The organism is Peribacillus sp. NPDC096540 (assembly GCF_050278525.1).
Lineage (GTDB): Bacteria > Bacillota > Bacilli > Bacillales > DSM-1321 > Peribacillus.
The window spans coordinates 12,035-33,763 of the sequence record NZ_JBNNTG010000036.1 but is presented as its reverse complement, the minus strand read 5'-3'; the positions used below and the strand labels follow the sequence as shown (position 1 = coordinate 33,763).

Below are 21,729 nucleotides of genomic sequence, written 5' to 3'. Positions count from 1 at the left end.
ATTATGAATGGAAAAAAAAGAGTACTTTTCATACTAGTCCCGTTCGCTTTGTTGATGACGTTTTTTTTTCTCGTACCACTCTTTTACATGTTGATGAGTAGTTTTTCAAATAGTGAAGGGTTTACGTTAGAACATTATCATGAAGTGTTAACAAGTTCTTATATTTTACAAGGGTTTAAAAACAGTTTAGCTTTGTCAGTCGTTTCAGCATTCGTCGCGTTAGTCGTTTCCTTGTTAGGTGTGTATGCGATGACGTATTTTCCTGAACCGGTCCGTGAACGGTTATTGATTTTGTCCAACTTGACGTCCAACTTCGCGGGTGTACCACTCGCTTTTGCATTTATCGTCTTACTTGGAAATAGCGGTCTCTTTACATTAGCGCTTGATTCGTTCGGCTGGGATTTATCTTTTTCTCTTTATAGTTGGTCAGGGCTGTTGCTCATTTATATTTACTTTCAACTCCCGCTTTCAATCATGCTTTTATATCCGATTTATTACGGTATTCAGCAACAATGGAAAGATGCCGCTGCGTTATTAGGAGCTTCTAAATTTACATTTTGGAAAAAAATCGGACTGCCTATTTTATTTCCTGGTATTGCGGGCACGTTCACTATATTGTTCGCTAATGCGATAGGTGCATATGCATCTGCTTACGCCTTAACAGGGAGTAATTTTAACTTAGCGGCAATTCGTATCGGGGCACTTATTAAGGGGGATATTTTTGCTCAACCAGAATTGGCGAGTGCCATTGCCGTTTTACTTGGTGTGATTATGATTATCGGGATGTTACTTAGTGAATGGCTCACCAAGAAAACGAGAAAGGATTTGTCGGAACGATGAAAAAATTTACAATCGTCATGCTTATTCTGATCGGTGTATATTTAGCCCTACCAATTCTAGCGACCGCTTTGTATGCATTTTCAACGGAATGGAATAAAACCATTTTACCGGAAGGATTAACGTTGGAATGGATTAATACGTTATTTCGAGATGCAAGATTTATAGAAGCGTTCGGACGATCTGTTCTTCTTTCAGGTAGTGCAGTTTTCATTTCTATATTATTTATTGTGCCGGCGATTTTCGTGATCGTATTATACTTTCCATCGTTAGAAAAGTGGTTCCAGGCAAGTGTTGTGATGGTATATGCTTTCCCTGGTGTTATTTTAGCAGTTGGTTTAATTCGGTTTTATTCAGGAACTAGTTTACCGATGATCCTCGCTGTGATCGGGGTATATGTCATTAGCGTGCTTCCATATATGTACCAAGGAACACGAAATAGCTTGCGGAATGTTCAAGGCCGTCAATTAATGGATGCGGCGGAATTACTAGGCGCTTCAAAAATGGAAGCTTTCCGTAAAGTGTTGCTTCCATCAGTTTATCCAGGATTATTTGTTTCAGCGTTATTATCATTCTCTGTTTTATTTGGCGAATTTGTTTTGATAAACCTCGTTGTAGGTTCTCGTTTTGAAACGGTTCAAATTTATTTAATGTCAAAATTAAGTACAAGTGGTCATGTTGCGAGTGCGATTGTGTTCGTATACATCGTATTGATGGGTATTTTGACGCTAGTAATGGCGACATTAACGAAAAGAGCGAAAGGAATGACACGCGCATGAGTTACGTAGTGTTAAAAGACGTTTATAAACAATATCAAGATACAAAAGTTCTTACTGGAATTGATATGAACATTAGAGATGGCGAATTTGTCACGTTACTTGGACCAAGTGGTTGTGGGAAAAGTACAATCTTGCGTATATTATCTGGACTAACAGATGCGACTGGTGGTCAAGTGATGATTGATGGGAAAGATATGAAGAAAATTCCGCCTAAAAACCGCAGAGTAGGTATGGTATTTCAATCATACGCATTATTTCCGAATATGACCGTATATGAAAATGTTGCGTTTGGAATAAAGATGCTCAAAAAACCAGAAAATGAAGTGGGAGAGCTAGTAGGGAAAATGTTAAACCTCGTTGGTTTACAAGAGAAGAAAGAGGCGTATCCGCATGAACTTTCCGGTGGTCAGCAGCAACGTGTCGCGCTTGCTCGTTCTCTCGTTGTTCGTCCGAAAGTATTGTTACTTGATGAACCGTTAAGTGCACTTGATGCACAAATTCGTAAACATCTACAAGTCGAACTTCGAGCGATTCAACGTGAACTGGATATGACGATGATTCTTGTTACACATGACCAAGAAGAAGCGATGTCTGTTTCCGATCGTATTTTCGTCATGAATAATGGAAAGATTGCACAAGAAGGAACACCATCTGAAATCTACACGCATCCTAAAACCGAATTTGTTGCCAATTTTATAGGACGATACAATGTTTTTTCAAAAGAGCAGATAGGAAAATTAATTGGAAAAAATGTAGCGTTATCCGCAGATAAATATGCGATACGTCCAGAATCTATTCATTTACAAGCTCAGGTCTCCTCTTACAAATTAAGCGCAATTGCTGGCGATTCTATTATGAATGGAAATGTGATCCGTACAACTTTTCATGCGGACAATAAGCAATTTACGACTGAACAATTGCATCATCGTGCCTCTACATTTGAAAAAGGTACGGAATACCAATTATTCGTAGAACCAGAGGATGTAATCGCCTTATCATGAATCAATTAAAGGAAGAACGCCATCGTTTAATTATTCAATGGGTGAATGAGGAGAAACGCGTATCAGTTGCAAAAATGGCAAATAAGTTTTCTGTTACACCAGAAACGATTCGCCGAGACTTGACCGAGTTAGAAGCACTGGAACAGATTACTCGAGTGCACGGAGGAGCAGTTCTATATACAACATTAGAAAAAGAACAAGCTTACTTACGAAAACTCGATATCAATCGTGCAGAAAAAGAACAAATTGCATTCGAAGCGATATCACGTATTGAAGATGGTGATACGATTGCGATTGATGTTGGAACGACCACATTTCATATCGCTGATTTAATTCAAAATGTTCAAAATTTGACTGTTGTGACAAATTCAATTGCAGCAGCGGATCGCTTTAACCAAGCAATTGAAGAGAAGCGTGTGACGGGCAAGGTTATTTTGTTAGGTGGTTTTACGAACCCTGCTCAATCCTCTGTCTCGGGTGCAATGACGCTGGAATGGTTAAGTCATATGCATATGGATAAAGCGTTTATATCCTGCGGTGGAATTGTTGCAGATACAATCTATGATTATGATTTAGATGAGTCACTTGTTTCAGCTAAAATGATGGCAAGAAGCAAGAAGAATATTTTACTTGTAGATTCATCAAAAATAGGTATTCCGTCTTTCTATTCATTTGGTGATGCAAGCCATTTTGATGAAGTGATTAGTAATCAGCCTTGTCCGAAAGAATGGAAAAAATGGTATACAAGTTGGATTATAGCAAAAAGGAGTCGATCAGAATGCTAATCGATTATCATGTACATCTAGAAGAAGGCCCGTATTCTTTTAATTGGCTTGAACGTACGGCGAAAGCCCTTGGATCTTTTCAGTTAAATGAAGTGCAAGTTTACGACTCGAAAGAAAAAATTGAGAATCAAGTGAATCAGTTGCAAAAGCGACTGAATGGTGGTTGTTACGGCGAAGAGTGGATTGATTTATATTTAAAAAAAGCGAAACAAATTGGATTGAAAGAAGTAGGTATTGTCGATCATTTGTATCGTTTTAAAGAAACGAAAAATTATTTTGAAAAGGCGTTAAATCTTGATCCGAACGATTCAATTGGTGAATTACAATCGTATTGGATAAAAAATGTTATGACCGAAAAGATGGATGAGTTCGTTGAAGCGATTGTAGCAGCAAAAAAACGCTGGGAAAAAGAAGGTGTCTCATTAAAGTTAGGAATTGAAGCGGATTATTTTGTTGGGCAAGAACAGGAGCTAGAAGAACTCTTAGAAGGAAAACCGTGGGACTATGTAATTGGTTCTATTCATTATGTGGATGGCTGGGGATTTGATAACCCACAAACCGCATCTCACTTTGAAAAATATGTTTTAGAAGAGCTATACACTCGTTTTTATGAAACAGTTGAAAAAATGATCCGTTCAAACATGTTTGATTTTGTTGCACATTTAGATAATTTAAAAGTATTTAATTTCAAAGTAAACAATGAAACTTTTAATCAAAAATGGTATGAACGCATTGCTGTCGCATTAAAGGAAACGAATACCGCCACAGAAGTGAATGCGGGTTTATACTATCGCTATCCGGCCAAAGAAATGTGCCCATCCATTGATTTTCTATCGACAATTGTTAACCAAGGTATACCGATTACCCTTTCTTCTGATTCACACTATCCAGATGATCTTGGAAAATATGTTGCAGAGAACAAGAAAATGTTGCAGCAATTAGGCGCCTCACATCTAGCAACCTTCCATCAGAGAGAAAGAAACTTAGTACAGATCCGGTAAAATGGGTCTTTTTTTGAGAACCTCCGCCCCTTAAAAGTAAGAGCACAAATTGAAAATCCAGCGACTTTAGCTACAAATTGTAACGGCCAAATATACTTGGCCGATAACAGTGTTCTTCCAACACAAGCTGCTGTTATGCCAACCTAAAGGGGCACGTTAGTTGCCTATGGATGAAACAGATACTTTTTATTACGACACATCTACTTTTGTTTTAGTAAATGACAATGAATTACTTGAGGTAATCCAATTTATTAATGAACATTAATGATAAAAATACAAATTTATAATATTAAATTAACATTTTTTTATTTTAATAGAGTAGAGTAATAAAACGATAGCAAGGAGATGTTTAATTTTGAGTAAAAATCTTTTTTCTAAGAAAAGAACTGTGGCACTCGCACAAATAAAGATGAGCTTACAAAAGCTATTGATAAAGAAATTGGTATTAATAAAACTGGCGGTGTAGGGTATATCTCTGGACTTCCATCTCTTGTTTCAAAATCGGGCGTACAAGATAGTAAAAATCACGAAGACCACCACGGCAAGGAAGATAAAAGGAAATAAATTTTAATAGAAATAAATCAGCCCATGTTTATAAAACGGAGCCTACTTTTTTGAACTATACCCCGAATAACGGACACACAAAAAAAGTGTCCCTTATTCGGGGTTTTTTATGATTCAATAGATGATACGAAAATATAAATAAGTTACTAAATATTACAGGTGTAGTTAGATTTATAACAAGATTCGGAAAAATACTAATTAATATACGACATTACAAAGTTTTCACGTCAATAGTTAGCAATAGTGAATTTTTAAGAACCTATGATAAATAATAAAAATATTTTTACAAAAAGATCCTATAATTCCACATTATGAAATTATAGGATTTTTTTAATTTTCAAGTTTAATATAATGAATTCATAATAAAAGAGTAGGAGGTGAAAAGGTGGATTGGCGCGAATTAAGAAATTGCTTTGGTAATTTCCCAACAGGAGTCACGATAGTTAGCTGGTTTGATGGGAAAGTTCAAAATGGTATTACAGTAAATTCATTCACCTCGGTTTCTCTGGATCCCCCGCATGCTTTAGTGTCAATTCATAAAGAAGCAAAAGCGTGCAATAGCATGAATGAAAGACCGTTTACCATTAATATTTTATCGGATGAACAAGAAGCTGTTGCATGGCAGTTTGCAGGAAGACCACAGGAATCATTAGAAATTGACAGGGATAACAGTTCACCAAAAATAAACGGCAGCATTGCTTGGATGGAATGTAAACCATGGAAAGAGTACGACGCAGGAGATCATGTCTTGTTTATCGGTGAAATCCAACAATATCATTACGATGATTTGGAAGCGCTTACTTTTTATAAAGGTAAAATGGGGTCTACTAAATAACTAGTAAAATAAGGGGGATTTTTATGGCGATTAAAAACGGCCAAGATTATATTAATAGAATTAAATCCAGAAAACCTGAAGTTTGGCTCGGCGGCAGAATGGTTGAAGATATTTATAATGAGCCAATTTTTAAACAACCGATTCACGAAATCGCGAAGTTATATGACATTCAGAATGACCCTGAGTATCAAAATGAAATCACGCATATTTGTAAAGAAACCGGAGAGCGTTTTAATAATGCTTTTTTATTCCCGAAAACAAAGGAAGATCTACTAAAAAGAAGTAAGTTATTTGAAGTGTATGCAAGGATGACATATGGACTAATGGGGAGGACACCTGACTTTTTAAATGTTGTAGTCACTTCTATGGCACATAATTCCTGGTTCCTTGATAAATACAACAAAGACTGGTCTAAGAATATCAAGGATTATTATAACTATATTCGTAACAATGATTTGTTCTTAACACATGCAATCATAAACCCTCAAAATGATCGAAGCAAGGCATCGCACGAACAAAAAGATACGTATACTCACTTAGGGACAGTTGAGGAAAAAGAAGAAGGAATACTTGTCCGGGGCGCGAAAATGTTAGCTACCTTGGCACCTATTACTGATGAAGTAATTATTTATTCTTTCCCAGGATTTGCACCTGGAGATGAACGCCATGCGGTAGCGTTTGCGTTGCCTATTGATACGCCAGGACTCCGTATCATCTGTCGAGAACCAATGCAGGATGGAACGCGCTCGATGTTTGACCATCCACTTGCCTCCCGCTATGAAGAAATGGATGCGCTGCTTGTATTTAATGATGTACTTGTTCCATGGAATCGGGTCTTTTTATACAACAATGTGGAGGCGGCGAACCGCTTGTATCCAATGACGGGAATCGCTGAACAGCCTGCTCATCAATCAGGTGTCCGTGGGTATATTAAACTGGCATTTGCCGTTGAAGTAGCTTGTAAAGTAGCAGACTCTATCGGAGTTGATGGGTTCCTGCATGTACAGCGTGATTTGGGTGAACTCGTTCAATCTGTCGAAGTCATACGTTCACTTCTTCGGGTAGCAGAATATGAATTCACGATTAATGAATATGGAGAAGCCCGGCCAAATCCGGATGCCCTGGAAACGATTCGCGGTTTCCTTCCAGAGATGTATCCACGTGCCATTGAGGTTATCCAGACCATTGGGGCTGGTGGGCTCTTGATGTCACCAACTGGAGCCGACTTTGATAATCCTGATTTGCGCTGCGATATCGACAAGTATTACGGAGGCCGAAGCGGTGTTTCTGCCGAAGAGCGTGTCAGGGTGTTTAAACTTGCATGGGATTTATGTGGGGAAGCATTTGGGCAGCGTTTGCTTCAATACGAGCGCTATTACACGGGAGATCCGGTTCGGAAAAGAGCAGTTTTTTATAATAAGTATAAGAAAAACAAGAACTTTGCAATGGTCGATGAAGTACTGAACAAGCCAATGCAATTCGCTATCGATGCGGTTAATCAGTAACTTTAATAGTTGAATAGGGATGGGGATGTCATGATTTCGTCCATTGAAAAGTTAATAAAGATACTTGATTTATTTACTAATGATGAACCGTCACTTGGAAATAAGGAAATAGCTGAAAAATTGAAAATGAGTCCTAGCACATCTCATCATCTATTGAAAACAATGTGCAAGGATGGAATGTTAATTCAAGGTAAAGATCGAAAATACCGGCTCGGGTGGAAGTTACTTGAGTGGAGCAGTAAAGTTATGTATCAGCAGGATATTCATTATGAAGCAGGTCCTATTATAAGCAACCTTGTCCTACAATTCAAAGGGAATTCTCATATTGGTATGTTTCACGAAGGTGAAGTCAGATTTGTGATGAAAATGACTTCCCCTCATGCAGAGCATATGACCACTCATATCGGTGCAAGAAAGCCAGCTTATTGTACGAGCAGCGGGAAAGTATTACTTGCGTTTAATCCTTCCTTTATTCAACCAACGCTCGCAAAGGGTCTATTAAAGCATTCAACTAATACGATTACTTGTATTAACAAATTGGATGAAGAATTAAAGACCATCCGCAAACAAGGATTTGCGATTAGTGATGATGAAAATGATTTTGGCTTATATGGCGTTGCAGCTCCCATTAAATCATACAACGGTCAAGTTATTGCAGCACTGAACCTTGTTGGTGAGCGAAATTATATGATTGGAAAAGAAAAAACAAATATTATTCAGTCTGTGGTTCGATCGGCTCAAATGATTTCAAAACAAGTGGGATATATGTCGTTGATGTAAATTGTCCAATTATTAAGAAAGTATAAAACGGGAGGTAGTTTTATTTATGAAAGTACACGACCAGTCTCAATTATTACAATCTAGATCACTAAATCTAATGAAAGTTATTGAGGACAATAAAAATTTATTGAAGCCACCGGTTAATAATAAAGTGCTCTGGGAAGATTCCGAGTTTATTGCGATGCTACTGGGTGGTCCAAACTATCGCCGTGATTTTCATGTAGATCCCTCTGACGAGCTATTTTATCAGATAAAAGGTTCCTGCTATGTAGAGTGCATCAATCAAAATGGCGAGCGTGAAGTTGTGGAAGTAAAAGAAGGAGAAATGTTTATGTTGCCTGCTGATGTGCCACACTCTCCTCACCGTGTAGCGGATACTTACGGCATTGTCATAGAGCGTAAGCGCGCAAAAGATGAGCTTGAAGATTTTGTCTGGTTCTGTGCGAAATGCAACCATGAGATGCACAATATCACCATTCAACTGACGAATATCGAAGTGCAGGTGAAAGAAGCAATAGAGGCCTTCAATGGCAGTAAAGAACTTCGGACTTGCAAAAAATGCAATCATGTAATGTCAGAAGAAGTTGAGGCTTGGAAATGCGAATAGATTTTCATACACATATTTTACCGCTGGACCTGCCAGACTTAACCGGGAAATTTGGTCAGGGTCGCTGGCCAGTGCTCGAACAGAAATGTTCATGCGGTGCGGATATTATGGTCAGTGGAGAGCTGTTCAGGAAAGTGACAGATCAGGTATGGGATGCGAAAAAACGCATTCAGGATATGGTTGCCGAAGGAGTCGACATGCAGGTGCTGTCGCCAGTGCCTGTGACATTTTCATACTGGGCGCCAATTGAGCAGGCCCTATATATATCCCAGTTCCAAAATGATTTTATTGCCAAGACGGTGAACAAGCATCCTGACAGGTTCATCGGTCTCGGAACGGTACCGCTTCAGGATTTGAAGGTGGCCATTGACGAAATGAAACGCTGTAAATTTGAGCTGGGCCTCGCAGGGATTGAGATCGGTACTAACGTCAACGGTGAAAATTTGGATGCTCCGGAGTTTATAGAATTCTTTCAGATGGCTGAGAAATGGAACATTCCCCTGTTTATTCACCCGTGGGAGACAATGGCAAAAGACCGAACAGAACGTAACAACTTTATGTATACAATAGCGATGCCGAGTGAAACCGCACTGGCAGCGGCAAGCCTTGTCTGGAGTGGCGTCATGGAAAAGTTCCCGGACCTGAAAATCTGTTTCGCACACGGAGGAGGCTCGTTTCCGTATATTTTACCGCGGATGGATCAGGGATGGGAGGTATGGCCTGACTTAAGAAAAACCTCAATGCCACCAAGCCATTATGCACATAAGTTTTATTTCGATTCCCTGAACTATGATTCGAGGAATATTCAGTATTTGATAGACTGTTTTGGATATAAGAATGTGCTGATGGGTTCTGACTATCCATTTTTACTGAGAGAAATCCCTCCTGGTAAGGTAATTGATGACACTTTAAAGCTTTCCGATGAAGTAAAGGCGAATTTGCTTGGGAGAAATGCATTGAGGTTTTTAAATTTGGAATAGTGAGGGGAGAAGCATGAAAAAGCAGGTCAAAAAACCAGAAGCCATTCTTAACGAACTCGGGATAATACTGGAGCCACCTAGGGAAGCAGTCGGCAATTACGTCAGCCACGTCCGGGTGGGCAATTTGATTTTTACATCTGGACAGGGTGTTGACAATTTTCACGGCAAGCTTGGCAAAGAGCTGACAGAAGAGGAAGGATATCAGGCAGCGAGACAGTCGATGATTAACCTTCTGCGTGTGCTGAAGGAGGAGCTTGGCGAACTATCTAGAGTGAAGAAAGTGATCAAAATTCTAGGCATGGTCAATTCAACCGAAAGTTTTACCGGGCAGCCCAAAGTATTGAATGGCGCATCAGATTTACTTGTGAATGTGTTTGGCGAGCGGGGAAGACATGCGCGGTCAGCGGTGGGAATGGCGCAGCTTCCAAATAATACTGCAATTGAAATTGAAATGATCGTCGAAATACAAGATTGAGAAAATGGCATTAGCCATTTTCTCAATAAGGGGAGAGGGATGTTTCATGGAAGCAGCAAAAGTTGGTATAGATACAGCTAAATCAATAGATTGCCGGCATTTTATTAATGGAGAATTCCTGAATCAAAATCAAACAAAGACTTTTGACAATATCAATCCCGCAACAGAAGAAAAACTTGGATGGGTGGCTGAAGGCGGGAAAGAAGAAGTGGATCAGGCCGTTACGGCAGCTAGGCGCGCTCTGCAAGGTCCATGGAAAGCATATACTGATAATCAGCGCTCCGCGATTCTGCGGCGAATTGGCGATCTAATTCTAGAAAATAAAGAAGAACTGACCGTGCTGGAAACCCTTGATACAGGGAAACCATACAGCCTAGCACTGGAAATGGACATCAAACGTGCAGCCCACAATTTTCACTTTTTTGCTGACTATATTACGACACTTGGTAATGAATCATACAATCAGAACGACATTGCACTTCATTATTCTATTAGACGTCCCGTCGGGGTGGTAGGGATGATTAATCCATGGAATTTGCCTTTGCTCTTGTTGACTTGGAAACTGGCACCTTGTCTGGCAGCTGGCAATACTGCTGTTATGAAACCAGCTGAACTGACACCGATGACTGCGACAAAATTGATGGGAATTTGTAAGGAAGCAGGGGTTCCGGACGGGGTTGTCAACCTTGTGCATGGATTCGGTGTAAATTCTGCTGGAGCTGCTCTAAGCGAGCATCCTGACGTCGATGCGATTACATTTACAGGGGAAACAAAAACGGGAACATCGATTATGAAGGCTGCCGCGCCGACATTGAAAAAAATTTCATTTGAACTTGGCGGGAAAAATCCGAATATTGTGTTTGCTGACTCGAACCTCGATGAAGTTATCGAAACGACATTAAAGTCGAGTTTTATGAACCAGGGTGAAGTTTGTCTGTGTGGATCACGAATCTATGTTCAGCAAGATTTGTATGATGAATTTCTTGAAAAGATGGTCGTGGGCACAAAAAAATTAAAAGTTGGGGATCCCTTTGATGCAGAAACGAAAGTTGGAGCTGTAATAGGAAAGGAACATTACAAAAAAGTGATGAGTTACATTGAGCTGGCGAAAGAAGAAGGAGCGGAAATATTAACTGGAGGAGGGCGAGCGGTACAGTTTGAAAAAGGATTTTTCATTGAGCCGACAATTATTACCGGTGTTACGCGTGAATCACGTTGCGTACGGGAAGAAATTTTCGGCCCAGTTGTAACTGTCATACCATTTGAAACGGAAGAAGAGGTACTAGAACAGGCTAATGACACTCATTACGGACTGGGGGCAACTATCTGGACCAATGATTTAAGACGGGCGCATCGTGTGGCTTCTAAAATAGAAGCAGGAATTATTTGGGTGAATACATGGTACTTGCGTGATTTGCGCACACCATTTGGCGGCATGAAGCACAGTGGGATTGGCCGTGAAGGAGGAGCGCATAGTTTCGAATTTTACAGTGAACTGTCTAACGTTACGATTAAATTATAAAGAACGGAGGAAAGAATCATGTCCGTTAGTTACTCAGAATGGTCTACGAGGTTTTTGAATGCAGAAAAAACGAGAATAGGAATATCAGCTCCCACAAGTGAAATTCAGGATTTGGATGTGAAAGCTGCTTATCAAATTCAGCTTGAAACGATTCATAGGAAAGTTCTATCCGGTTTGCATGTGACCGGTAAAAAAATAGGCTTGACTTCAAAAGCAATGCAACAGCTACTTGGTGTAAATGAACCAGATTACGGTCATTTACTGGATGGAATGAAAGTACAAAATAACGGATATATTTCCGAGTGCAAAGTTCTACAGCCCAAAGTGGAGGCGGAAATAGCTTTTATATTAAAGAAAGATTTACAAGGTCCAAATGTAACTGTTGAAGATGTAATCGAAGCAACTGATTATGTGGTTGCTTCAATCGAAGTCGTTGATAGTCGTGTGATGAACTGGGAAATTAAGCTACCTGACACTGTTGCCGACAATGCCTCATCTGGCTTATATATTTTAGGAGATTTCAAAGTTCTATTGAAAGACATCGACCTTCCTTCTATACAAATGAGTTTATATAAAAATGAAGAATTTATTAACCATGGAACAGGTAACGCAGTACTAGGAAATCCGGCAACATGCGTAGCCTGGCTAGCGAATAAATTGCATGAATTTGATATTTCATTGAATGCTGGAGAAGTAATTTTATCCGGTGCATTATCAGCGGCAGTTGAAGCGAAATCCGGTGACCATTTTTCCGCTGATTTTGGAGAAAAGCTTGGGAAGGTATCGATTTATTTTGAGTAAGAAAGGAGACCAGCGGACTTGAAAAAATTAAAAGTGGGCATTATTGGTTCAGGAAATATCGGGACTGACTTAATGATGAAAATTCATCGATCGGATGTGCTCGAGATGTCGGTAATGATTGGCATCGATGTGGAATCAGAAGGTTTGAAGAGGGCTAGGTCGCACGGGCATCATGTCATTGCAAATGGCATAGATGGATATTTGGATAAGCCGGATTTGGCAGACATATTGTTTGATGCCACCTCCGCGAAGGCTCATGTGATTCACTACGAAGCTTTGAAAAAAATTAACAAAAAGTTGATAGACTTGACACCGGCCGCGATCGGACCCTTTATTGTCCCATCTGTGAATTTACAGGAAAATCTGAATGAAGCGGTTGTTAACATGATTACCTGCGGCGGTCAGGCGACGATTCCAATCGTTCATGCGATCAGTCAAGTGGCCCAAGTGGAGTATGCAGAAATTATAGCGACAATTTCTAGTAGAAGCGCAGGTCCCGGGACTCGTGCTAATATTGATGAATTTACCCAGACGACGGCAAGGGGACTTGAGCAGGTTGGTGGAGCTAAAAAAGGAAAAGCTATTATTCTGTTAAATCCGGCTGAACCACCTCTCATTATGCGGGATACCATTCACTGTCTTCTTCAAGAAATTCCCAATGATAAGAAAGTGATTTCAGCATCTATCCTTGCGGAGGTTGAAAAAGTTTCTGAATATGTTCCAGGATACCGTCTAAAGACCGAACCGATTATTGATGGGAGACAAATAACGGTACTATTAGAAGTAAGAGGGTTAGGAGATTATCTTCCCGTTTATGCAGGGAATTTGGACATTATGACGGCTTCAGCAGTAAAAGTTGGGGAAGAAATCGCTAAAAGCCAATTCAAAAGTTATGTTTAAAAAAGAAAAATGAAGCTGTAAAGGTGGGGTTCTTTTGCATAGAGATGTTTTAGTGACAGAAGTGGCATTGCGGGATGGAAGTCATGTCGTAGCACATCAGTTTACAATCGATCAGGTAAAGAACTTAACTAAAAAACTGAGTGACGCACGTGTACCTTATATTGAAGTGTCGCATGGAGATGGCCTAGGCGGATCATCCTTGCAATATGGTTTTTCAAAAGTGAATGATATTGAATTAGTAGAAGCAGCTGTTGAAATGGCAGGCGAATCCGCAATTTCAGTGCTATTAATCCCAGGTATAGGGACAGTTGATCAATTAAAAGAAGCGGCTCATGTTGGAGCGAAAATGGCGCGGATTGCAACGCATGTTACAGAAGCAGATGTCTCAAAACAACATTTAGAATCTGCGAAACATCTCGGGATGGAGGCAATTGGATTTTTAATGATGTCTCACATGGCATCTGCAGAAAAACTCCTTGAACAAGCTATTTTAATGGAATCCTACGGAGCAGAAGCAGTTTATGTTGTTGATTCTGCAGGCGCTTTTTTGCCTCAGGAAGTGAGGACACGGATCCGATTGTTAAAATCAAAACTGAAGATCGATATCGGTTTTCATGCCCACAATAATTTATCTCTCGCTGTAGCAAATTCACTTGTGGCGATTGAAGAAGGAGCGAATAGAATCGACGGCAGCATTCGCTGTCTCGGTGCCGGAGCTGGAAATACACAGACGGAAGTGCTTGTTGCCGTACTTGATCGGCTCGGCGTCCGGACGGATATTGATATGTACAAAATGCTTGATCTTGCAGAGGAAGTCGGAAATACGATTATACCGAAGCCGCAGGAAATCACTGATTCGAGTTTAATCATGGGCTATGGAGGTGTTTACTCTAGCTTTTTATTGCATGCAAATAAAGCAGCGAAAAAGTATGGAGTTGACGCCCGGGATATCTTAATTGAGCTTGGACGACAAAAAGTGGTTGGTGGGCAGGAAGATACAATCATTGAAGTAGCTGAACAAATGGCACTACAGAAAGAAGGGACTATAAAATGAAACTAGTACAACTAGCCAAACAGGTAGCTGATTCGCAAAAAAGAGGCCTTGAAATGGATAAAATTACATTAAGCAACCCGGAACTAACAGTAAATCAAGCGTATGAAATTCAGAAATTGAGCATTAATGAGACAATCACCGATAAAAACAAATTTATCGGTTGGAAGATGGGATTGACAAGTAAAGCTAAACAACAGCAAGTAGGGGTAAAAGAAGCAATATATGGCAGGCTGACATCTTCTATGGAATTACAAAAACCATTTTTAAAAGTGGGGGAATTAATTCATCCGAGAGTTGAACCCGAATTTGCTTTTTTGTTCAAAGAGGAACTGAAAGGTACAAATATAACAGCTAAAGATGTCTGGCGGGCTGTTGAATGTGTGTTTCTTGCTTTGGAAGTTATCGACAGCCGATATAAAAACTTTTCTTTTACACTGACCGATGTGGTAGCGGATAATGCATCCTCAGCCAAGATTCTGCTTAGCAACCAGGCCTATTCACCCTATCATACGGACTGGGCTCAAACTGAGGTTAAGCTCTATCAAAATGGTGAAATACGAAAGAAGGGTCGGGGAGAAGCCGTACTGGATCATCCGATTCATTCGATTGTGGAACTTGTTAAGATGATTGATCGGGAAGGACTTTCTATCCAATCAGGAATGATTGTTTTAGTAGGTGGGATAACAGATGCGGTTTCCGTACAGGCAGACGATGAAATAGTAGCAGATTACGGTGATTTAGGAAAACTTTCATTACATGTTACATCTTAATATAAAGCATAGGAAGCGTTATAAATGCAATTTGTAAGGACGAGAATTTGTACGAAGAAGTTATGATTTGAAGAGTTACTAATGCGAGGGAAAGATAGTATGATGATTTCTACATTCAAATAAGTGATTTTACGCTTTGGTAGATTAAATGTGCGTTAAGAAGATATTTTAATTAAGCCAATCAAAACTTTAATATCGAATTGTATGGAGGGATTTAATTGCGTAAAGTTAATGCTTCAGAAGTAGTCGGTAAAAGTAAATTTGGCCGTTTTCACTTAATAGTCTTTTTGTGGTGTTTGTTCGCAATTACCTTCGATGGATTTGATATAGCTATGTACGGAGTAGGTTTACCTTTGATGATGGAAGAATGGAACTTAACGCCAATTGAAGCTGGAGCAATAGCAAGTTATTCTTTGTTCGGAATGATGGTGGGAGCCCTCATCTTTGCACCCCTAGCCGATAAAATAGGCAGAAAAAAGGTGCTAGCTATTTGTATATGTATATTCAGTGTTTTTACCTTAATATCAAGTTTTGCTCCAAACCCTACTTTTTTCTCAATTGTGCGTTTTATAGCAGCTTTGGGAATGGGAGGATTAATGCCAAACGTAATCTCTTTAATGGCAGAATATTCACCCAAAAAGAACAAGGTACTTATTGTAACAACTATGTACTGTGGCTATTCTATTGGAAGCATTCTCGCTTCTTTAATTGGAATGTATGTGATGGAGCAAATGAGTTGGAGGGTTTTGTATTGGATCGGAGCCCTTCCACTACTGGCATTACCTTTTTTCATGAAGCAATTTCCTGAATCCCTTTCCTATTATATTATTCGACATCAAGGGGAAAAGCTTGCTGGAATTTTGAATCGCATTAATCCTCAGGGTAACTATAAAGAAACAGACGATTATGAATTTGCCAAAGCTCAAGAAAGAGCAAAAGGTTTTCCAGTTAAGAAACTCTTTAAAGAAAAGCGTACTCTTAGTACGTTTGCGTTTTGGGTAGCTGCCTTTAATTGTTTACTCATGGTATACGGACTGAATACATGGTTACCAAAAATCATGCAGCAGTCAGGATATGGTCTTACGTCAAGCTTATCTTTTAACCTTATATCAGGGATAGGACAAATTGGTGGTTCAATAATAGGAGGATACTTTGTTGGAAAAATTGGTCATAGGAGAGTATTAGTTTCTCTCTGCGCTTTAGGTACAATCTGCTTTGTAATTTTAGGATTAACCTCTAATGTAGTTGCTCTGTATATCCTTATTGCTTTTGGGGGTGCCTGTACAGTTGGTACAATGAATTTGGCAAATACGTATATTTCAGAGTATTATCCGCGGGAGATAAGAACAACCGGGATAGGTTGGGCTTTAGCTTTTGGAAGAATCGGTGCTATTGTTGCTCCTACTTTAATAGGTTTATTGCTGGCTGCAAAGTATTCACCTCAAAATGCATTTATGGCCTTTACAGTTCCAAGCGTAATGGCGGCACTGGCATTGTTGGTTGTAAGAGAAAAGTATGGTAGCTATGACAAAATACAGATAGAAGATATAAAATTAAAAGCAACATCAAATGTATAAATTTTAATATTGTACTTTGTTAATAACGTATAATAGTTAGTAGATAGCCTATATGTCAGGGAACAGTCTGTATGACTGTTCCCTGACATATAGGCTATGTTTTACCATAAATATATAAGAAAATGAAAGAATTCACGAGTAAAACAGCAAAACTCACGAGTAAACTACGAAATGAGCTCCCTTTGGTCAAAGCATTTGCTTAGAAAGTTATTTATAGTTAGTATAATATAAATAAAATTGTATATTCAGAAAATTAAGGAGCGATGTTATGGGTTTAACAATCACTGATTGGTTTAATGGTATTAAACGGACGAGATAATAAATCATTATTAGATGGGCATACAAGATTGAAAGGCTATTAATCCAAAAGATAATCAACATCCTTGGTTAAAAACTTTATCTAATAAGTTTGACAATTAGATTTATCGTGTTAATATAAAGGCAAATGAACTAAATATACAATTTGTACCACTAGGGGTGCTTTATAGGTGAAAGTCAATTTTACCGCAGAAGCTGAGATTAAAGTATAACTTTAAGACCCTTAGAACCTGATCTGGTTTACACCAGCGTAGGGAAGTGGGGTCATGAAACAATACGTTTATGTATTTTTCAAGTACAACCACTTTCTTTACGTCGGTAAAGGAAGTGGTTTTTTATTTGCCCAAAAGAGGTGATTATAGGTTACCAATCATTATTTATCCCGTTTAATTGCTTAATAAAATACAAAAAATTTGGAGGTATAGAAAATGAAATTTTCAGAGGTCATTCGTAAAGAAGTAGATCATATTTGGGAAGCAAGCTTCAATCACCCGTTTGTTAGAGGAATTGGAGATGGCACATTGCCAGTAGAGTGTTTTCGTTATTATGTCATGCAAGATGCATATTATTTATCTCATTTTGCTAGAGTTCAAGCTTTAGGTGCAGTCAAAGCAACAGATTTACATACAACTAGTCGACTTGCAAGCCACGCACAAGGAACATATGAAGCTGAGTTAAAGCTTCATGAAAATTTTTCTGAGAGATTAGGTATTACAGAAGAAGAAAGGAAAAACTTTAAGCCTGCTCCTACTGCGTATGCCTATACATCCCATATGTATCGTGCCGCGTATTCTGGACATTTAGGGGATGTGATTGCGGCCATCTTACCGTGTTACTGGTTGTACTATGAAATAGGTGAAAAACTGCAAGGGTGTATACCTGATGAGCCAATTTATCAAGAGTGGATTGCAGCATACGGAGGAGAATGGTTCCGTACGTTGGTAGAAGAACAAATCGCGAGACTTGATGAGATCGCTGAAAAAGTAACGGAAGAAGATAAAGAAAGAATGAAAGAGCATTTTATCCTTAGCAGTCAATATGAATACTCTTTTTGGGAAATGGCTTATCGCTTAGAAACTTGGCCAGTGCATAAGGAAGAACTAGAGGTATAAAGGAGATTGAAACAATGAGAAAAGGGTTGAAATTAACGGATATTTTAGTCACGATTGTGATTGCCGTCGCATTTGGAATAGTCTATATCCTTTGGGGTTCGATATATTATTCCGTTAAACCATTAGGGTTACATCTAGATCAATTAATATATGGAATGTGGTTTATAGCAGGGCCCGTTGCCTTTTTAGTTATGAGGAAACCGGGTGTGGCTCTGTTGGCAGAAATCGCGGCAGCGTCCGGTGAATTCTTTTTAGGTTCACCGTGGGGGTTAACGGTACTCTTGTATGGAGTTGTACAAGGATTATTTGCGGAACTGGTGTTTATGGCGTTCAGGTATAAAAAGTTTAATATGTCAGTAGCTGTATTAGCGGCGATAGCTTCCTGTCTGGGATCGGTCCTCATGGATTTTGCGTACGGAGAAATTGGTGCCCTCTCTCTTTGGAATTTACTGTTATTTATGATTGCTAGATTCATAGGGTCCATTTTCTTTGCAGGTGTGTTTGCTTACTATCTAGTAAAAGTACTTGAAGCAACAGGAGTAACTAATCTTGTTCGTCCAGTATCAAGTAAAGATTATGCTGCACTGGACCAAAAGTAGAGGTTGATGACCATGGAACGAATCGTTCATGTTGATAAGTTAAGATTGAAATTCCCCGGTGATGAGTCCTTGATATTCAAGGACTTATCCGTCTCGTTTGGTAAAGGTGAAAAAGTTCTATTGTTGGGACCATCCGGATGTGGAAAATCCACACTTTTGCAAGTATTAAGTGGGCTAATCCCGCATTCCATTGAAGTCCCGATGAAAGCGGAAGAACTGGAGAGCCCTTCTTCATGGGGATATGTTTTTCAAGACCCTGATAGTCAATTTTGTATGCCATTTGTGGATGAAGAAATTGCCTTCGTCCTTGAAAACCTTTCCGTTCCTAAGCAGCAAATGAACGAGCGGATTCACAATCATATCCGGCAGGTAGGATTACACTTAAATGATATCCATACAAGTATTGATACATTATCAGGCGGGATGAAACAGCGCTTAGCGATTGCGTCAGTATTGGCACTTGAACCAGAAGTGATATTTTTAGATGAACCAACCGCTATGCTTGATCCGGTTGGAACAAAAGATATTTGGGATGTGTTAAAGGAAATTGGCAAAGACAAGACCGTTATTATCGTGGAACATAAAATAGACCATGTTTTAGAATTTATCGAACGAATTGTCCTTTTTAACGATAACGGTCAAATCATTGCTGATGGTCCAAAAGACAACATTCTTTCATTATACAAAAACGAAATGAAAGAACATGGAATCTGGTTCCCAGGAGTTTGGGATGAGTATATTCATGACAATAAACCCATTCGTGAACAAACGGAATTTAATAATGGCGGTCCCATTATGCATGTGCGAGGTTTAAGAGGTTTCCGTAAAAAGGAAGAAAAAATTCTGGTTGAGGAGCTGAAGATCCACTCAGGGGAATGGATTGTCATTAGGGGAGAAAATGGAGCGGGCAAGAGTACGCTTTTGCATACACTGATGCAGTTCATTAAAACGAATGGTTATTATGAATTGATGGGAACCCCGATTAAAAAGGTGAAAAATCTAACGGATTATATGACGTTTGTCTTTCAAAATCCTGAGTTTCAATTCGTTGCTAATTCTGTATATGAAGAAATCGCTTATTCATTAAGAATTGACAAAAAGCCTCCTCTAGAAATAGAAGAGAGAGTCCAGGCACTGCTTGAAGTGTTCCAACTAAAGGCCCATCGCGATAAACATCCGTTTCAATTATCAATGGGTCAAAAGCGGCGATTAAGTGTAGCGGCTTCAATCGTGAAAGAAAAAAAGATCATTCTTTTGGATGAGCCTACTTTTGGTCAAGATTCGAAAAATACCTTTGCCTTACTGGAATGGTTCGAGGAATATCGAAAGCGGGGTATTACAGTGATCATGGTAACCCATGATGAGCATATATCAAAAAACTTTGCAACCAGGATCTGGACGGTTAAGGATGGGAAAGTAATTAGTGATGAAAAGATTATGAAGCAACCAGCGTTTTTAGAGACCGAAGTTTTATCACTATAGAAGGGGTGTCATGTAAGTGAATGTTTCGAGTGCAGAAACATGGCTCCATAAGATTAATCCAAGCCTTAAGCTTTTTGTATTAATTGTGTTATGTATGGTGGCGTTATTTATTAAAGACCTAAATTATATGATTAACGTTACCATGGGTGTTTTACTCTTATTTTTGTGTTTTTCCGGTCATCCGATAAAACGAATTTTACTCCTGTCAATTCCTTTTTGTTTCATTTTTTTATCTACTTCTTCTGCAATGATATTATTCGGACAAGGTGAGACACTTTGGTTTAAGTGGGGACTCATATCGATTACAGAAGAAAGTTTTATGAGGGGATTACTAGTTGGCTTTCGTGCATTGCTATTTGCGGTACTTGGATTAACTTTTTCGTTAACGACGAGACCGGTAAACCTGTTTTATTCCTTAATGCAGCAAGTTAAGCTTAAACCTAAATATGCTTATAGTTTCATGGCGGCGTTAAGGCTTATTCCCATCATGTTGGAGGAATTTCAAACGATACGAAACGCGATGAGAGTACGTGGCGTCGAAAGGAAAAAAGGAATAAGATCCGTATATTTTAAAATGAAAGCCTATTCCATTCCGTTGTTATCCGGAAGTATTAGACGGGCTCACCGGATTGCTGTTGCGATGGAGGCCAAACGATTCTCAGATACTAGGAATCGAACATACTATTATGAATTTGGGTTTTCTAAAAAAGACCATGGGTTCATTCTGTATTTTGTCATCCTGCTGTTGGCAGGGTTTTATCTCTCGGTTCAATTCCCGTATTTATCAATTTGATTAAAGAAGAATTGATTATCTTCGTTAAGGAGTTCTTAGTATGAATGCACAAGAATTGCATATTATTTCTACTGGGAAACAGCCAATTGAAAAGTTTGTTGAGATCGCTTCAAACATTCAAGATTATGTTGATTTCTTTTATCTTAGAGAAAAGCAGATGAGTGCGTCACAACTCTATGAAGCTGTGACCTTATTACATGAAAAAAAGATTCCGTTGTCTAAAATCATAATTAATGACCGAGTGGATGTAGCTTGGGCAATGAAGGTTTTTGGTGTGCAATTGGCTTTTCATAGTTTAGATGTCAGAGTCGTAAAGCAAGCATTTCCAGGAATCAGGGTTGGCAGCTCTATTCATTCCTTTGATGAAGCATCGGCTGCTTTCCATAATGGAGCCAATTACGCAATTTATGGCCATATCTTTGAAACAAACTCAAAACGAGGTCTCGCTCCTAAGGGAGTGGAGGAGCTTCAAAAAATCACGATGAATATCAACCTACCTATTATTGCAATAGGTGGAATAACACCTTCTAATAGTCAACTTGTACTAAATGCAGGCGCACAAGGAATCGCGGTAATGTCAGGCGTCCTAGAAGCGGAAAATCCAATTCAATCTGTAAAAGAGTATGCAAGGTCTTTAGGAAAGGAGATATAA

General features: G+C 39.1%; 22 protein-coding genes and 1 riboswitch. All 22 genes read left to right on the top strand.

All coding sequences use genetic code 11. The annotated features are described in order from the left end of the window. Window positions 1-3: 3 nt before the first annotated feature. The 22 genes from ACQKMR_RS23420 (at window position 4) to tenI (ending at window position 21,729) form a co-directional block, all read left to right on the top strand. The gene (locus tag ACQKMR_RS23420; RefSeq protein WP_376107052.1) at window positions 4-840 is read left to right on the top strand and encodes an ABC transporter permease; all 837 of its coding nucleotides are present in this window, start codon (window positions 4-6) and stop codon (window positions 838-840) included. Beyond that, window positions 837-1,616: an ABC transporter permease gene (locus ACQKMR_RS23415; protein WP_427699441.1), complete on the top strand. Its 780-nt coding sequence runs from the start codon at window positions 837-839 to the stop codon at window positions 1,614-1,616. Before ACQKMR_RS23420 ends, ACQKMR_RS23415 begins: the two co-directional genes overlap by 4 nt. After that, window positions 1,613-2,617 carry an ABC transporter ATP-binding protein gene (locus tag ACQKMR_RS23410; protein WP_427699433.1) on the top strand — a complete coding sequence of 335 codons (1,005 nt, stop codon included), beginning with the start codon at window positions 1,613-1,615 and terminating at the stop codon, window positions 2,615-2,617. Before ACQKMR_RS23415 ends, ACQKMR_RS23410 begins: the two co-directional genes overlap by 4 nt. Beyond that, window positions 2,614-3,402, top strand: coding sequence for a DeoR/GlpR family DNA-binding transcription regulator (locus tag ACQKMR_RS23405; RefSeq protein WP_427699432.1), 789 nt, complete (start codon window positions 2,614-2,616; stop codon window positions 3,400-3,402). Before ACQKMR_RS23410 ends, ACQKMR_RS23405 begins: the two co-directional genes overlap by 4 nt. Further along, window positions 3,396-4,403, top strand: a complete 1,008-nt coding sequence (locus ACQKMR_RS23400) for a histidinol phosphate phosphatase domain-containing protein (RefSeq protein WP_427699431.1) — start codon at window positions 3,396-3,398, stop codon at window positions 4,401-4,403. The genes ACQKMR_RS23405 and ACQKMR_RS23400 overlap by 7 nt, the downstream gene beginning before the upstream one ends. A gap of 949 nt (window positions 4,404-5,352) precedes the next feature. After that, window positions 5,353-5,802, top strand: a complete 450-nt coding sequence (locus tag ACQKMR_RS23395; RefSeq protein ID WP_427699430.1) for a flavin reductase family protein — start codon at window positions 5,353-5,355, stop codon at window positions 5,800-5,802. Between the two features lie 23 nt (window positions 5,803-5,825). Next, on the top strand, window positions 5,826-7,307 hold the full coding sequence (locus ACQKMR_RS23390; protein WP_427699429.1) for a 4-hydroxyphenylacetate 3-hydroxylase family protein: 1,482 nt from the start codon (window positions 5,826-5,828) through the stop codon (window positions 7,305-7,307). Between the two features lie 30 nt (window positions 7,308-7,337). Further along, window positions 7,338-8,087 carry an IclR family transcriptional regulator gene (locus ACQKMR_RS23385; protein WP_427699428.1) on the top strand — a complete coding sequence of 250 codons (750 nt, stop codon included), beginning with the start codon at window positions 7,338-7,340 and terminating at the stop codon, window positions 8,085-8,087. A 46-nt stretch (window positions 8,088-8,133) separates the two neighbouring features. After that, window positions 8,134-8,694 (top strand): 3-hydroxyanthranilate 3,4-dioxygenase, encoded by a 561-nt coding sequence (locus tag ACQKMR_RS23380; protein ID WP_427699427.1) that lies wholly within the window; start codon window positions 8,134-8,136, stop codon window positions 8,692-8,694. Next, complete coding sequence (locus ACQKMR_RS23375) at window positions 8,679-9,674, top strand: amidohydrolase family protein (protein WP_427699426.1); 996 nt, start codon at window positions 8,679-8,681, stop codon at window positions 9,672-9,674. Before ACQKMR_RS23380 ends, ACQKMR_RS23375 begins: the two co-directional genes overlap by 16 nt. A gap of 13 nt (window positions 9,675-9,687) precedes the next feature. Next, window positions 9,688-10,149, top strand: a complete 462-nt coding sequence (locus ACQKMR_RS23370) for a RidA family protein (protein WP_427699425.1) — start codon at window positions 9,688-9,690, stop codon at window positions 10,147-10,149. A gap of 46 nt (window positions 10,150-10,195) precedes the next feature. Continuing rightward, window positions 10,196-11,671 carry an aldehyde dehydrogenase gene (locus tag ACQKMR_RS23365; RefSeq protein ID WP_427699424.1) on the top strand — a complete coding sequence of 492 codons (1,476 nt, stop codon included), beginning with the start codon at window positions 10,196-10,198 and terminating at the stop codon, window positions 11,669-11,671. 18 nt (window positions 11,672-11,689) lie between these two features. Then, window positions 11,690-12,472, top strand: a complete 783-nt coding sequence (locus ACQKMR_RS23360) for a 2-keto-4-pentenoate hydratase (RefSeq protein WP_427699423.1) — start codon at window positions 11,690-11,692, stop codon at window positions 12,470-12,472. An 18-nt stretch (window positions 12,473-12,490) separates the two neighbouring features. Beyond that, window positions 12,491-13,372: an acetaldehyde dehydrogenase (acetylating) gene (locus ACQKMR_RS23355; RefSeq protein ID WP_427699422.1), complete on the top strand. Its 882-nt coding sequence runs from the start codon at window positions 12,491-12,493 to the stop codon at window positions 13,370-13,372. Window positions 13,373-13,406: 34 nt separating this feature from the next. After that, on the top strand, window positions 13,407-14,426 hold the full coding sequence (gene dmpG, locus ACQKMR_RS23350; protein ID WP_427699421.1) for a 4-hydroxy-2-oxovalerate aldolase: 1,020 nt from the start codon (window positions 13,407-13,409) through the stop codon (window positions 14,424-14,426). Next, window positions 14,423-15,196: a 2-keto-4-pentenoate hydratase gene (locus ACQKMR_RS23345; RefSeq protein WP_427699420.1), complete on the top strand. Its 774-nt coding sequence runs from the start codon at window positions 14,423-14,425 to the stop codon at window positions 15,194-15,196. The genes dmpG and ACQKMR_RS23345 overlap by 4 nt, the downstream gene beginning before the upstream one ends. A gap of 218 nt (window positions 15,197-15,414) precedes the next feature. After that, complete coding sequence (locus ACQKMR_RS23340; protein WP_427699419.1) at window positions 15,415-16,773, top strand: MFS transporter; 1,359 nt, start codon at window positions 15,415-15,417, stop codon at window positions 16,771-16,773. Window positions 16,774-17,236: 463 nt separating this feature from the next. After that, a riboswitch (TPP riboswitch) is annotated at window positions 17,237-17,365 on the top strand. A 154-nt stretch (window positions 17,366-17,519) separates the two neighbouring features. After that, a complete protein-coding gene (gene tenA, locus ACQKMR_RS23335; RefSeq protein ID WP_427699418.1) occupies window positions 17,520-18,203 on the top strand; it encodes a thiaminase II in 684 nt (227 codons plus the stop codon). A 14-nt stretch (window positions 18,204-18,217) separates the two neighbouring features. After that, window positions 18,218-18,802, top strand: a complete 585-nt coding sequence (locus ACQKMR_RS23330; protein ID WP_427699417.1) for an ECF transporter S component — start codon at window positions 18,218-18,220, stop codon at window positions 18,800-18,802. A 12-nt stretch (window positions 18,803-18,814) separates the two neighbouring features. Beyond that, the gene (locus tag ACQKMR_RS23325; RefSeq protein ID WP_427699416.1) at window positions 18,815-20,284 is read left to right on the top strand and encodes an ABC transporter ATP-binding protein; all 1,470 of its coding nucleotides are present in this window, start codon (window positions 18,815-18,817) and stop codon (window positions 20,282-20,284) included. Window positions 20,285-20,300: 16 nt separating this feature from the next. Further along, window positions 20,301-21,077 carry an energy-coupling factor transporter transmembrane component T family protein gene (locus ACQKMR_RS23320; protein WP_427699415.1) on the top strand — a complete coding sequence of 259 codons (777 nt, stop codon included), beginning with the start codon at window positions 20,301-20,303 and terminating at the stop codon, window positions 21,075-21,077. Window positions 21,078-21,117: 40 nt separating this feature from the next. Then, window positions 21,118-21,729: a thiazole tautomerase TenI gene (gene tenI, locus ACQKMR_RS23315; protein WP_427699414.1), complete on the top strand. Its 612-nt coding sequence runs from the start codon at window positions 21,118-21,120 to the stop codon at window positions 21,727-21,729.

Excerpts from the sequence above, each read along its gene's own strand:
- ACQKMR_RS23420 (WP_376107052.1), top strand. The coding sequence starts at position 4 with ATGAATGGAAAAAAAAGAGTACTTTTCATACTAGTCCCGTTCGCTTTG.
- ACQKMR_RS23415 (WP_427699441.1), top strand. The coding sequence starts at position 837 with ATGAAAAAATTTACAATCGTCATGCTTATTCTGATCGGTGTATATTTA.
- ACQKMR_RS23410 (WP_427699433.1), top strand. The coding sequence starts at position 1,613 with ATGAGTTACGTAGTGTTAAAAGACGTTTATAAACAATATCAAGATACA.
- ACQKMR_RS23405 (WP_427699432.1), top strand. The coding sequence starts at position 2,614 with ATGAATCAATTAAAGGAAGAACGCCATCGTTTAATTATTCAATGGGTG.
- ACQKMR_RS23400 (WP_427699431.1), top strand. The coding sequence starts at position 3,396 with ATGCTAATCGATTATCATGTACATCTAGAAGAAGGCCCGTATTCTTTT.
- ACQKMR_RS23390 (WP_427699429.1), top strand. The coding sequence starts at position 5,826 with ATGGCGATTAAAAACGGCCAAGATTATATTAATAGAATTAAATCCAGA.
- ACQKMR_RS23385 (WP_427699428.1), top strand. The coding sequence starts at position 7,338 with ATGATTTCGTCCATTGAAAAGTTAATAAAGATACTTGATTTATTTACT.
- ACQKMR_RS23380 (WP_427699427.1), top strand. The coding sequence starts at position 8,134 with ATGAAAGTACACGACCAGTCTCAATTATTACAATCTAGATCACTAAAT.
- ACQKMR_RS23370 (WP_427699425.1), top strand. The coding sequence starts at position 9,688 with ATGAAAAAGCAGGTCAAAAAACCAGAAGCCATTCTTAACGAACTCGGG.
- ACQKMR_RS23365 (WP_427699424.1), top strand. The coding sequence starts at position 10,196 with ATGGAAGCAGCAAAAGTTGGTATAGATACAGCTAAATCAATAGATTGC.
- ACQKMR_RS23360 (WP_427699423.1), top strand. The coding sequence starts at position 11,690 with ATGTCCGTTAGTTACTCAGAATGGTCTACGAGGTTTTTGAATGCAGAA.
- ACQKMR_RS23345 (WP_427699420.1), top strand. The coding sequence starts at position 14,423 with ATGAAACTAGTACAACTAGCCAAACAGGTAGCTGATTCGCAAAAAAGA.
- tenA (WP_427699418.1), top strand. The coding sequence starts at position 17,520 with ATGAAATTTTCAGAGGTCATTCGTAAAGAAGTAGATCATATTTGGGAA.
- ACQKMR_RS23330 (WP_427699417.1), top strand. The coding sequence starts at position 18,218 with ATGAGAAAAGGGTTGAAATTAACGGATATTTTAGTCACGATTGTGATT.
- ACQKMR_RS23325 (WP_427699416.1), top strand. The coding sequence starts at position 18,815 with ATGGAACGAATCGTTCATGTTGATAAGTTAAGATTGAAATTCCCCGGT.
- tenI (WP_427699414.1), top strand. The coding sequence starts at position 21,118 with ATGAATGCACAAGAATTGCATATTATTTCTACTGGGAAACAGCCAATT.